Genomic DNA, 12,214 nt, shown 5'->3' on the forward strand with positions numbered 1-12,214 from the left:
GCGGCTGTGCCGTGACGCCGATCGCGGTGACGTCCTCCAGCGGCCCGGGTGGCCGGACCGGCGCGCTCCCGTCCGTCCGCACCGCGGTCACAGGTCGTCGAGGTGGACCAGGCCGTCCTGGACGGCGCGCGCCACCAGGGCGGCCTTGGTCGGCGCCTCCCGGCCGCTCAGGGCGTACTTGATCCGGATCCGCTCCAGGTGGGAGTTGACCGTGCTCAGTGAGATGCCCAGGCGCTGGGCCACGAAGTCCTTGGACTCCGACTGGAACCACTCGACCAGTACCTCGGTCTCGCGCGCCGACAACACCGGCCGGTGGGCGGAGCGGTCGCCGGCGAGCGCACCCGCCAGGGTCGGCGGGGTGTACGCCCGGCCCGCCGCCGCGGCCCTCGTGGCCCGCAACAGGTGCTCGGCGCCCTCCGCCTTCGTCAGATAGCTCAACGCCCCCGACTCCAGGCACCGCAGAGCGATGTCGTCGTCCAGGCGCATCGAGTAGACGACGACCCGCCTGCCCGTCTCGGTCAGTCTCCGCAGATCGCTCAGCGCCGGGGTCGGGCCGCCCAGGTGCAGGTCGAGGATGACCACGTCGGCCTCGGCGCCCTCACCGAGCCAGGCGACGCGCACCTCGTCGCCCGCGGCGGCCACCCGGATCGGCGGCGTGCCGGACGACAGCCAGTGGGCCACCCCGGCCCGCACCGCCGGGTGGTCGTCCACGATCACCGCGCTCAACCGCTCGTCCGCCGCCATCTCGCCCCCACCCGCACGTGTTCACCATAGGTGCCGGAGTCCACCTCGACCCGCGGCGAGGAGCCGACGACCACCCCGGTTCCGGCGTCCGCGACCACGGCCACCCGCACTTCCTCGTCGGTGCGCAGCACGCTCACCCGCGCGCGGGTCCGGGCCGCCGACAGCGCGGCGACCACCGGACCGGTGAGTTCACGACGCACGCTGGTCGGCACCGGCACGACCGTGCCGCTGACCGCCAGCGAGACCTCGACACCCCGCCGCTCCGCCTCGTCGACGCACGCGGTGACCTCGTGCACCAGCGGGTCGGGGACGTCGTCGTTCTCGGCGAACAGCCTGCGCAACTGGGTCGCCGCGAGGGCGCACCGCCGCCGTGTGTCGTCGTCGCGCGGGTCCAGCACGCCATCGGCCAGGTCCGCCAACAACGGCAGCGTCACGCCCAACTGCCCGGCGAAGCCGATCCGCTGCCCCCGCTCCCGCTGCTCGGCCACGGCCACCCTGGTCACCATCCGATCCCGCTCGGCGGCCACCTCGGTCGCCTGGCGGGCACCACGGCGCAGCAGCCGCGTGATCACCACGACCGCCAGTTGCACGCTGGTGGTGCTGAGCACGACCGCTCCCGCGGCACTCACCTCGACGCGCTCCGGCACTCCCGACAGCAGGAACTGGGCGACCTTCGCCGCCACGTTCACGGCCAACGCCGCCAGCAGCACGGGGACTCGGTCGAGGAGCAGCAGCAACAGGTGCCACCCCACCAGGCCGAACGCCCAGTCCGGCGCACGGAAGTGCCCGTCCGGCGGCAGGACGGCGGTCGCGGCGGGCGAGGCGGTCAGCACGACCACCGCGCCGACCACCGCGACGGTGGGCGGCAGCGGCCGCCCGCGCACCACCCACGCCCCGCACGTGGCGGTGACGAGCGCCAGGGCGGTGAACGCGGCGACGGCGACCCAGGCCGGCCGGTACTCGTGCGTGACCAGCGGGGCCAGGCACAACCCGAACTGCACGGTACCGGCGACGCCGAGCAGGGCGATCCGCATCGTGGGGTGCACGTGGTCGGCCACGGCGCGGTCCTCACCCATCGGGCCACACCAGCCGCACGGTGGTGCCCGCACCGGGAGACGAGGTGACCACGGCGCGGCCACCGACCGCGGTCATGCGTTCGACGACCGAGCCACGAATGCCGCGGCGGAGGTGCGGCACGTCATCGGGGCGGAACCCCGGGCCGGTGTCGGCGACTTCCACGACGACGCCGTCGCCCTCACCGCGCACACTCAGCGCCGCGGTGTCCACGCCCGTGTGCCGCTCGATGTTGACCAGGGCCTCACGCACCGCGCGCACCAGCGCGAGTGCCACCGACGCGGGCACCAGCGGCACGTCCCGCCACTCGGCTTCGACGGTCAACGGGCGGCGCTCCACGACGGCGTGCAACGAGGCCTTCAGGTCCACCGGGCTGTCCTGTGCCGTCGGCCCGCCCGCCGAGCCGGTGAGTATGGCCAGGTCGTGCCGCGCGTACCCGGCCACCTGTGCCGGATCGGTGTCGCGACCGTTCGCCGCCACCAGGAGGAACGTCGCCGAGGCCGTGTCGTGCAGCAACGCCAGGTACTCGCGTTCCCTCCGGTGGCGCTCCAGCGTCAGCGCCTCCGCCCGTTCCAGGTCCGCCCGGCGGTCCCGCAGCACGTCCACGCGCCTGCTCGACCACCGCAGCAGCACGAACGCCAGACGAGCCAGCACGCACTCGGCCAGGAGCCGGAGCACGATCGCGCCCCCCTCGCCGAAACCGACCGCGGCGAGGTCGACGGCGAGCAACCCGGCCGTGACAGGTACGGCGACCTTCGGCGGCCACTCCCACTGCAGCGTGATCGCCGTCGTGGTCAGCACGTTGAGCGCCCACTGGTGCGGCTGTCCACCGGTCCACTCCTGGGTCGCGCAGATCGCCACCACACGCGCTACGGCGAACCCGAGTGCCAGTGGAGCGCCACGCCCCGAGATCCCGGTCCAGCAGTCCACCACAGCGCCGACGACCACAAGACCCAGCAGCGCGAACCCCAGCGGCATGAGGTCGTCGGGCACCGCCAGAAGCCCGAACACGCTGGTGAGCAGCAGCCCGACCCCGCGCACGGGTGCGGCGAAACGGCGAGCGGTGGCCACGAACTCCGCCTCGACGTCGCCCGGCGGGGAACCCGGGGACCTCGCGGTCCCCGACACCCCGGCGGGGAAGCGCGGTCCCCGCGGGTCGTTCACGGGACGGCGGACGGCTCCGGCAGTCATCTCACGTCCCTGGCAAGCGATTCCGGCCGCCCACCCACCGCGCCGTCAGGGCCACCGCACGACACCCGCCGGCTGGGCCCTGCCCCCGCCGACCCGCCTCGGCACGTCCTTGTTCGATGAACACCGTCACACCCAGGTCGACTGAGGAGTATCACCGCCACCTCATGAGTGACGGCGCCGCCCACCGACCCTAGGGTCATCGCGGGCTTCGGACTGTGTCCTCCGCGCAGGGAAATGTGTCAGCGGTGCACAGCCGCACGTTGACGCCGCACCGGGCGCGGGCCCGGCGGGTGCCCGTCGAGGCCGTTGCACGGCGAGAGAGCGCCGTGCCAGACTCTGGCCGGGAACCGTCTGTGCCGGGGGTGGCTTGTGGGGGAACGGGCCGAGGCGTTGTCAGGCCGGCCTGATGGCCGGCGCAGGCGCGGGCCCGCCTCGTGAGCCCGGTCCTGGACACCGCGTTCATACCGCCGCGGGACCGGGAGGAAGTGCTCCGGCACGCGGTGTGGGAATCGATGGTGGCGGTCGACATCGATCACCGTCCGCCGGCTGAGGGCATCTCCGCTCGCGTGGGGCTCGGCGCCGTCGGACCCCTCAGGATCTGTTCGGCACGGGCGACCGCGGTCACCATCCGCCGGACGGAACGGCTGGCCCGGGAGGACGAGGAGCCGGCCGTCACCCTGGGTCTTCAGCTGACGGGCACCAGCCTGGTGGTGCAGAACGGTCGCGAGTGCCTGCTGAGGCCGGGAGAATGCGCCGTCTACGAGTCGGTCGCTCCCTACACCCATCTCTTCGACGAGGGAGTCGACTACCACTTCCTCCGTTTCCCCCGCGCGGCACTCGCGCTCCCCGAGCGGGTGCTGCGCGACGTCACCGCGGTCCCCCTGGGACCCGACAACCCCGTCGCGCGCCTCGCCTTCACCTACTTCTCCCAACTGGCCGTCAGCGACGACATGCGCCGGGGCGGGCACGCCGACGCCGTCGTGGCACCCAGCATCGAACTGCTCCGTGCCGTCCTGGCGTCCCAGCACGGTAACTCCGGCCTGGCCAGCGGACCGTTGGACGCGACGCTCAGCCTGCGGATCACTCAGTACATCCGGGCACACCTGGCCGATCCCGGCCTGTCGGCGGCACGGATCGCCGCCGCACACGGAATCTCCGTGCGTCATCTCTACGCCGTGCTGTCCCGGTCGGGCATCAGCCTCGGGGACTGGATCCGGACACACCGCCTGGCCGAGTGCAGGCGGGAGTTGGCCGGCCCGAACGGCCGGCGGCGGACCATCGCGGCGATCGGACGAAGGTGGGGCTTCGTGGACGCGACCCACTTCAGCAAGGTGTTCAAACGGGCATACGGAATCTCGCCTCGGGACTGGCGCGACCAGAACCACCCCCGGACCCAGGCCCTTCGAGCCGGTAGGCCGGGAGGCCGTCCCGGCGGGGCTACTGCGCCGTGACGCGGAGTTCGAAGCCCGCGCGGAGCCAGCTGGCGGCCGCCTTCATCGCCGAGCCGGCCGCCAGGCCCCACGCGGCGCCGAGGATGCCGCCGGCCGCGTAGCCGATGAGCAGGCAGGCCACGGAGACGAGCGAGAAGGTGAGTTGGACGGGGAGCGTGGCGCGGGGGGTCAGGACGCGGAGGAGAAGCAGGCCGCAGGTGCCGAGGGCCATGACCGCGTACTGGGTGCCGGTGGCGGGGAGCAGGGAGACGGCCGCGTCCCAGGTGTCGCCGAGCAGCGCGCGGCCCGCCGCGTCCGGGAGGACGAGCAGGACCAGGGCCCAGCCGGCGGCCACGCCGGCCAACGTGGCGCCGGCCGTGAACGCGGCGCGGGCCTGGTGGTGTGGGCTGGGGTAGCGGCCGAGCAGCGGTGGGCCGAAGCCGGTGGCGGCGTTGAAGAGGACGTTGAGCGGCCCGAACAGTGTCGTCGCGCCGCGCAGCGCGCCGACGGCAAGGGGGTTGGCGAGCAACCCGAGTGCCACGATGGCCAGTTGGGACGCCGCGTTGCCGACGCCGAACTCGACGACGAAGCGGCGGCCGAGGTGGCGGCGGTCCAGCAGGGTGCGGGGGTGGATCGCCGCGGCGCCCCTGGTGTGGAGGAGCAGTAGTCCGGCGCCGAGCAGCAGCGCCGGCAGCGAGGAGAGGCCCCAGGCCAGCACCATCCGGCCGGGTTCTGTGCCGTAGGGCTGGAGGGCCAGCACCGGCACCGCCACTGCCAGCCGCGACAGGTCGGTGACCAGGGCGAGTTGGGGTCGGCCGAGGACGGAGAACGCGTAGCGGAGGCCGTCCTGGGTCAGGACGAGCGGCAGCACCAGGCCGAGCGCGGTGAGGCCGTCCGCGATGCCGCCGGGGATGGCCACCGTGACCAGCGCGGTGGTGGCGCCGAGCGCCGCCGACGCGCCGAGCGTGAAGAGCGCCGACGCCCGGCAGTGGCCATGCAGTTCGGCGGCGGCGCCGCGGCGCAGCACCAGTGCCTGCCCGACGTAGGCGGTGGCCGCGCCGAGCAGCAGCGCGAAGACCGTGTAGACGACGGCGAACGAGGCGAAGTCCGCGGCCGTCGACTGCCGGGCGGCGCACACCACCACCGCGATGTTGGTCAGCGCCGCCACGCCCTGGTCGGCGATGGCGGCGACCGTGGCCCGGCGGGGGCCGGGGCCCTCGGATATGTCGCTCACTGCCGTGGGGAACCGTCTTCCAGCTCGGCGGGGTCGAGGACGCGGAGGCCCAGTGTCTCCGAGCCGATGTCGCGGTGCTCGGGCGGGGCCGGCTGGCGGGTGGCCGGCGGCCAGGCGACGCGGGGGCGGACCGGCGGCTGGGGCTGCTGGTGCGGCGGCGGCGCGGCCTCGGCGGGGAGCTCGTCCTCGGCGAGCGAGACCCGGTCCGAGTCGTTGCCGCTGCCCCAGGAGTGCAGCACCGCGCCGAGCAGGATACCGCCGGCGCCGACCACCAACTCCCTCACCCGGGCGAGGTCGTCGCGCCGCACCTGGCTGGGGTCGCAGACCACCAGCACCCCGTCGACCCGGTCGGTCAGCGCGATCGCGTCGGCGTAGGAGAGGACGGCGGGCGCGAGCACCACCACGACGGCGCCCTTGGTGTCGGCGTGGCCGATCAGCTTGGTGGCGGCGGGCGAGGTCAGCGCGCGCGGCACGTTCCGTACCCGGGTGCCGGGCACCAGGTCGAAGATGCCGGACTCGCCGCCGTCGATCGGCACCCGGGCGCCGGGCCAGCCGCCGGCCGTGCCGCGCCCGCCGCCGTTGCCGGCCCAGCCGGGGCGGACGCCGTCGGCGTGCCTGAGCTGGTCGGAGAGGGTGGGGGTGCGCAGGTCGGCCTCGACGAGGAGCGCGTCCATGCCCATCTCGGCGAAGGCGGCGGTCAGGTTGACGGAGGTGGCCAGCGGGGTCTCGATGCTGCCGCGCGGGGCGACCACCAGCAGGCGGCGGCGCTGCGCGAACGTCTCGTCGTAGGCGAGGCGGAAGGCCACGGAGCGGTACTCCTCGGCGAGCCGGCCCTCGGCGAGCAGCTGGTCGGGGTGGCCGCGGCCGGTGCGGGGCAGCACGCCGAGGACGGGCGCGCGCAGGGCGCGGGTGACGTCGCCCGCGGAGCGGACGGTCGGGTCGAAGACCAGCCGGACCCAGGCGGCGAGCAGGCCGAGGCCGATGCCGACGACGTAGCCGAGGCCGAGCAGCAGCGGCAGCCCGGGACCCGAGGGGCTGCGGGGCGCGCTGGCCTCGGTGATGACCCGGCCGCCGCTGGTGTCCAGGGCCTGGAGGCTGGCGACGCTGGAGTTCAGCTCGGAGACCTGGGCGGACACGCCGGACAGGTCGGCGACGGCGTTGTCGTAGGCGGTGGTGCCTTCGAGGAGGTTCTGGTCGAGGTCGATCTGGAGCTGGTCGCGGCGTTCGAGCAGCGGGGTGCGCTGCTCCTCCAGGGCCGCGACGTTGTGGGCGATCGTCTCGTCGGCGTCGGCCTGCCGGTGCTCCAGGTAGGCGACGACGAAGGCGTTGGCCCGCTCGGCGGCGACGGCCGGGTCGTCGGCCGAGTAGGCGAAGCGCAGCACCTCGGTGTTGGGCGGGTTGGTGACCGTGAGACCGCTCTTGAGCGAGGAGCCTGCGCCGGGGCGGCCCAGGCTCTCGGCGGCGCGTTGGGCGACGACGTCGCTGACGGCGGTGCGCCGCTCGGAGCCCATGACGACGCGGTCCACGGCGGTGGGCGCGAACGGGTCGGCGGTGGGCATCCGCACGGTGATCTCGCTGGTGGCGATGTACGTCTCGTTGCTGGAGAGCCCGAGCCAGGCGCCGCCGGCCAGGCCGAGGAGGATGCCGCAGATGATCAGCAGCCGGTAGCGCAGCAGTTGGCGGAACTGGTCGCGCAGCAGGTCCGGTTCGTCGTACGGATGGTGGCCCGGGGCGCCCGGGGTGCCGCGACCGTCCTCGCGCACTGCGCTCATGCGGTTCTTCCTTCTTCTCTGCGGTCTTCCCTGCGGTCTTCCCTGCGGGGGGAGGCGTGCCGGGCACGGGCCTCGTCGAGCAGCGCGGTGACCCGGCCGAGCCCGGCGGCGCGGGACAGGTGGGCGCGGGCGTAGTCGGCGCCGCGGCGGCCCATGGCGTCGGCGGCGGCCGGGTCGGCGGCCAGCTCGCGGGCGGCGGCGGCGAGCGCGGCCGGGTCCTCGGGCGGGACCAGCCGGCCTCCGGTGGACCGGTGGATCTCCTGGGCGGTGCCGCCCTCGGCGGCGACCGAGCCGAGCACCGGGCGGGCGGCGACGAAGTAGGAGGTGAGCTTGGACGGCAGGCTCATGTCGAGGACGCTGGCGCGTTGGGTGACGACCAGGGCGTCGGCGGCGGCCAGCACGTCGGGGAACCCGGCCTCCGGCGCCGGCGGCAGGAAGTCCACGTTGGGCAGCCCGGCGGCGAGTTCGACGAGCCGGTCGCGCTGGTTGCCGTCGCCCATCAGCACGATCCGCAACTCGGGTGCGTGGCGGGCGGTTTCGACCAGCACGTCGAGGCCCTGCTTGAGGCCCATGTTGCCGGAGTGCAGCAGCACGGTCTGGCCCTCGGCCCAGCCGAGCCGGGCCCTGGTCTCCGCCCGGGGTGCCGAGGGGCCGGCGACGTGGGACCAGTTGGGGACGAGCCTGATGCGGTCGTCCGGCACGCCGAGGGCGCGGACCCGCCCCCGGAAGCTCTCGTGGATGATGCCGACCAGGGTGGCGTCCCGCAGCATCCGGCGCTCCACCGCCGAGGCCGCGGCGGCCGCCCTGCCCCCGCCGCTGATGCCGCTCTGCGCGGCGGCGGCGCCCATCAGGTCCTGGACGATGGGCAGATAGGGCGCGCCGTGCCGGCGGGCGAGCCGGGCGGCGAGCAGACCGCCGGCGAGGCTGGGCACCTGCGCGACCACCGCGTCGGGGCGGCCCATCGCGGGCGGGGCGAGCAGGCCGTGGGCGAGGATCGTCGCCTCGTAGAGGGCGCGGCGCAGGGCGGTCTGACGCGGCGGCACCGAGTGCCGCCGGCGGTGGATCAGAACCCCCGCCCGAGCGTCCACGCTGCGCCACTTTCCGCTATAGGCCGGATCGATGCGCCAGGAAGGATAGTGCGGCATGCCCGCCAACACATGGACCTCGGCCTGGCGTTCCGCGGCCCAGTGCTCGGCGAGCTGCGTGGCGTAGGGACCGATGCCGGCCTGCTCGGGCGCGTAGTTGGTCGACACGAGCAGCAACCGCTCATGCGCGGCGGCACGGTCGGGCATGGTGCTTGCACACATCGTAGAGGGCCTCCCCCTGATCTCCCTCCCCCGTGGGTGACGAGCGTTCAGCCTATCCCCAAAATTTGCACACGACGTCAGCATCTGGCCCTGTTCTGTGAGGACTTGGAGCTAAGGTGGGACATCCTCTTCCGCGCCGGGCCAGTGGGGGGTTCCGTCCGCATGCCGCATGCCGTCCGCCATACCGTGGGCTACGCGCCCGGTGTCTACGACCTCTTCCACGTCGGGCACCTCAACATCCTCCGGCACGCCAGGAGTCGCTGCGACTACCTGGTCGCCGGCGTCGTCTCGGACGAGATGGCCGAGCTGGCCAAGGGCCGGCCGCCGGTGATCCCGCTGGTGGAACGGCTGGAGATCGTGCGGAGCATCCGCTTCGTGGACGCGGCGTTCGTGGAGACGGTGCCGGACAAGCTGGACACCTGGCAACAGGTGCGGTTCGACGTGCTGTTCAAGGGGGACGACTGGCGCGGCACGCCGCGCGGCGAGCGGCTGGAGCGCGACTTCGCCACGGTCGGCGTCGAGGTCGTCTACTTCCCCTACACGGTGCACACGTCGAGCACTCAACTGCGCGCCGCGCTGTCCGCGTTGACGGCGGACAGCTCGCGGAACCACTTGACGGAGAACGCGGCGCAGAAGGCCACGTAGCAGCAGGCCAGCGCCGTGTAGCCGAGGCGGAACGCGCGCTCGTCGCCGAGCAGCAGGAAGACCGCGCACATCACCCCGTAGTCCACGGGCAGCAGCGCCACGGCGCGCGGCGTGGACGGCGTCGGGGCCGGCGCGCCCGGATCCCGCCGCGGCTTGAGCTTGTCGGTGAGCAGGCCGCCGAAGAACACCAGTACGGCGGCGAGTTGGAAGACGAGCGGCACCAGCAGCCAGCCGTCGGACGGCAGTTCGAAGTGGCGGTAGAAGGCGATCAGTACGGCGCCGTGCAGCGCGGTGATCTTGGCGCAGTCGACGGCGTGGTCGAGCCACTCCCCCGCCGGGCTCGACTGGCCGCGCAGCCTGGCCAGTTGGCCGTCCGCCGAGTCCAGCGCGAAGCCGAGTACCAGCGCCGCGTAGACGCCGAACGCGAGCGGCCACGACGGCGGAAGGGCGGCCACTCCGGCCACCCCGGCGAAGCTGAACACGGCGCTGACGACCGTGACCTGGTTGGGTGTCAGGCCGAGCCGGTAGCCGGCGGCGGCGAGCCGTCGCCCCAAGGGGCGGTTGACGTAGCGCGAGTAGAGCGACACGCCCTTGGCGGTCTTCTGCGCCCCCCGCAGTCGTTCGAGCGCCGCTCCGTAGCTCAGTTCAGCCACCATCGCTCACCTGGTCCCCACCTGTCCGCCACCTGTCCCGACCCACACTCGCCACCGGATCCGGCGTCCCCCACGATGCGTGGCATCATCGCATGGGCCGATAGCATGCGGGGGCCAATGCGGCCATCCGGTGGGGCCCACAGGTGACGGAGAACGGGGAGGACCAAGGATGCGGCTGCGAGCACGGCTGTCGACGACCGCGGCGGGGCTGACCGCGGTCCTAGCGCTGACGACGGGCCTGTCGGGCTGCATGACGGTGCACGGCGAGGAGGCCATCGTGCCCGCGCTGACCACCGAGGAGGCCCAGGCGGCGCTCGACCACTACGTCGAGGTCTACAACGAGGCGAAGCCGGCCAACGACGCGGAGCTCAACGCCACCATCGAGACCGGCGGGCTCGGCGCCGTCAACGGCGCGACGCTCGACGCCAAGGCGGGCGCGATCGCCGACGCCGAGGAGCAGGGCGACGAGCAGATCATCCAGCAGATCACCGAGGCCTACGGGCCCGAATCCTTCAGGCCGCTCGAACTCAGCGACGTCCAGTACCACATACCGGAACAGGCGGGCTGGCCGAAGTTCTTCGTCGCCGACGCCAGTTCCAACCTGGCGGAGAGCCGCTGGCTGCTCGTCTTCACCCGTGACGCCCTCGACGAGGACTGGCGGGTCTCCTACCTGGCGCAGGTGCCGGGCGCCCAGCTCCCCGAGCTGGCCGACGAGGAGAACGGCGCGCTGGTCGACATCCCGGCCACCGGCGGCGAGGGCGACGACCTCGTCGTGCCGCCGGGTGAACTGAGCGCGGCCTACGCCGAGTACCTGTCGAGCAACGGTCCGGGCGAGGCGGGCGAGTTCGCCGAGGGCCGCTACACCAGCGACGCCCTGGCGAGTCGGGCCGAGTCCAACAGCAGCGCGGCGTTCCGCACCGAGTTCATCGACGAGGCGGCCGAGGGCGAGGAGTTCGCGCCGGTCGCGATGCGCACGGCGGACGGCGGCGCGCTGGTCTTCTTCACCACCCAGCACGGCAGCAAGCAGACGGTGGCGGAGGGCGAGTCCCCGGCCGAGGTGCTGCAGCTCGACCCGGCGGCGCTGGCCCTGATGGACGGCGACGCGCAGCGCGCCGTCACCTGGGAGCGGATCGCCACCCAGGTGGCGTACGTGCCGGCGGGCGAGGGTCAGGTGCAGATCCTGAGCCAGATCAGGGGCGCCACGGCGATCGCCGGCGAGTAGCGGGCTGACGGGGCACCGGCCCTCTCAGGGGCCGGGGCTCACTGCCGGGGCTCGCTGCCGGCGCTCAGGGGCCGGGTCTCAGGGCCAGGCGGGCGCCGGCAGCGCCGCACAGGCGTCGGTCAGCGCCTCCAGCAGCGTCAGCGGCTCGGGCAGCGGCTGCTCCGCGCCGTGCACCCAGCGGACGGCGGCGGTGGGGGCGAGGCCCGGGGTGCGGGAGGGCGGCACCAGCACATAGCTGCCGCGGCAGTGCCAGCGGAGCCCCGGATGCTCGTCCATCGTCTCCGGATGGCAGTCGAGCTCACACGGCCACCACTCGTCCTCGTCGTCCGGGGTGCCACGGGTGGCCGTGAAGAACAGCATCCGGTCGTCCACGACGGCGACGGGACCGACCTCGGCGCCGGCCTCCCCCAGCCGCTCCAACGCCACCCGGCCGGCGGCGGCGGGCACGTCGAGCACGTCGTGGGACTGGCCGGTGGCCGTCACGAAGTTCGCCTGCGGGGCGGCGTGCAGCCAGCGAAGGACCTGGTCACGGTCGGTGGTGGCCTGCGTCTGCCAGGCCAGGGACACGGGGTGCCTGCCGGGGCTCGGACAGCCGATGCGCTCACAGGAACAGCCGTAGTCGTCGGGGTGGGCGGCCGGCGCCAGCGGAAACCCGGCCTCGGCGGCGGCGAGCAGCAGTTCCTCCCTCTCCTTAGCCGCGGCTGCCCCGGCGGCGGCCTCCCTGGCCCCGCGACGCAACCACCGAGGGAGTCTGCTCTCGCGTTCCATGGTCCCCCTACCGCCTCACCAGTGTTTCCCGAAGCATGGAGCACGGACGCCCCGCGCTTTATTCCGTGCACCCGGGTTGTAAGTTGTAACGAACCATCCTGCCCTGCCGTTGGCCCCGATGGGTAATCGGTCCCACGGCGCGGGCCCCCTCGGCACCGCGAGGATTTCCCCCAC

The 12,214-nt window shown here is 73.7% G+C and carries 11 protein-coding genes; 3 read left to right on the forward strand and 8 right to left on the reverse strand.

Annotated elements, in window-relative coordinates:
• Positions 1-87: 87 nt before the first annotated feature.
• From E1283_RS21010 to E1283_RS21020, 3 genes are read right to left on the reverse strand one after another with little or no spacing between them, the layout of a single operon-like run.
• Positions 88-744 carry a response regulator gene (locus tag E1283_RS21010; protein WP_132819657.1) on the reverse strand — a complete coding sequence of 219 codons (657 nt, stop codon included), beginning with the start codon at positions 742-744 and terminating at the stop codon, positions 88-90.
• Positions 723-1,820, reverse strand: coding sequence for a hypothetical protein (locus E1283_RS21015; RefSeq protein WP_132819658.1), 1,098 nt, complete (start codon positions 1,818-1,820; stop codon positions 723-725). The genes E1283_RS21010 and E1283_RS21015 overlap by 22 nt, the downstream gene beginning before the upstream one ends.
• Positions 1,813-3,009 carry a sensor histidine kinase gene (locus tag E1283_RS21020; protein WP_243744989.1) on the reverse strand — a complete coding sequence of 399 codons (1,197 nt, stop codon included), beginning with the start codon at positions 3,007-3,009 and terminating at the stop codon, positions 1,813-1,815. The genes E1283_RS21015 and E1283_RS21020 overlap by 8 nt, the downstream gene beginning before the upstream one ends.
• A 434-nt stretch (positions 3,010-3,443) precedes the next feature.
• Here E1283_RS21020 and E1283_RS21025 point away from each other — a divergent pair, with 434 nt between their 5' ends.
• A complete protein-coding gene (locus tag E1283_RS21025; RefSeq protein ID WP_132819659.1) occupies positions 3,444-4,460 on the forward strand; it encodes an AraC-like ligand-binding domain-containing protein in 1,017 nt (338 codons plus the stop codon).
• Here the strand turns inward: E1283_RS21025 and E1283_RS21030 are convergent.
• The 3 genes from E1283_RS21030 to E1283_RS21040 are packed head-to-tail and all read right to left on the reverse strand — an operon-like array spanning position 4,447 to position 8,737.
• A complete protein-coding gene (locus E1283_RS21030; RefSeq protein ID WP_243744990.1) occupies positions 4,447-5,673 on the reverse strand; it encodes an MATE family efflux transporter in 1,227 nt (408 codons plus the stop codon). The two genes, E1283_RS21025 and E1283_RS21030, sit on opposite strands and share 14 nt — an antisense overlap.
• Positions 5,670-7,445: a lipopolysaccharide biosynthesis protein gene (locus tag E1283_RS21035; protein ID WP_132819660.1), complete on the reverse strand. Its 1,776-nt coding sequence runs from the start codon at positions 7,443-7,445 to the stop codon at positions 5,670-5,672. Before E1283_RS21035 ends, E1283_RS21030 begins: the two co-directional genes overlap by 4 nt.
• On the reverse strand, positions 7,442-8,737 hold the full coding sequence (locus E1283_RS21040; RefSeq protein WP_132819661.1) for a glycosyltransferase: 1,296 nt from the start codon (positions 8,735-8,737) through the stop codon (positions 7,442-7,444). The genes E1283_RS21035 and E1283_RS21040 overlap by 4 nt, the downstream gene beginning before the upstream one ends.
• A gap of 177 nt (positions 8,738-8,914) precedes the next feature.
• On the opposite strand from E1283_RS21040, the gene E1283_RS21045 reads away from it, so the two are divergent.
• Complete coding sequence (locus tag E1283_RS21045) at positions 8,915-9,397, forward strand: FAD synthase family protein (protein ID WP_132819662.1); 483 nt, start codon at positions 8,915-8,917, stop codon at positions 9,395-9,397.
• Here E1283_RS21045 and E1283_RS21050 read toward each other — a convergent pair.
• Complete coding sequence (locus tag E1283_RS21050) at positions 9,313-10,053, reverse strand: CDP-alcohol phosphatidyltransferase family protein (RefSeq protein WP_165956197.1); 741 nt, start codon at positions 10,051-10,053, stop codon at positions 9,313-9,315. The genes E1283_RS21045 and E1283_RS21050 overlap by 85 nt on opposite strands.
• 166 nt (positions 10,054-10,219) lie before the next feature.
• Between E1283_RS21050 and E1283_RS21055 the strand changes: the two genes are divergently transcribed.
• Positions 10,220-11,272 carry an SCO2278 family lipoprotein gene (locus tag E1283_RS21055; protein ID WP_132819663.1) on the forward strand — a complete coding sequence of 351 codons (1,053 nt, stop codon included), beginning with the start codon at positions 10,220-10,222 and terminating at the stop codon, positions 11,270-11,272.
• A 78-nt stretch (positions 11,273-11,350) separates the two neighbouring features.
• Here E1283_RS21055 and E1283_RS21060 read toward each other — a convergent pair whose 3' ends face one another.
• Positions 11,351-12,040, reverse strand: coding sequence for a bifunctional DNA primase/polymerase (locus E1283_RS21060; RefSeq protein ID WP_132819664.1), 690 nt, complete (start codon positions 12,038-12,040; stop codon positions 11,351-11,353).
• Positions 12,041-12,214: the final 174 nt, after the last annotated feature.

Origin of the sequence: Streptomyces hainanensis (genome assembly GCF_004348415.1) — a bacterium.
Lineage (GTDB): Bacteria > Actinomycetota > Actinomycetes > Streptomycetales > Streptomycetaceae > Streptomyces > Streptomyces hainanensis.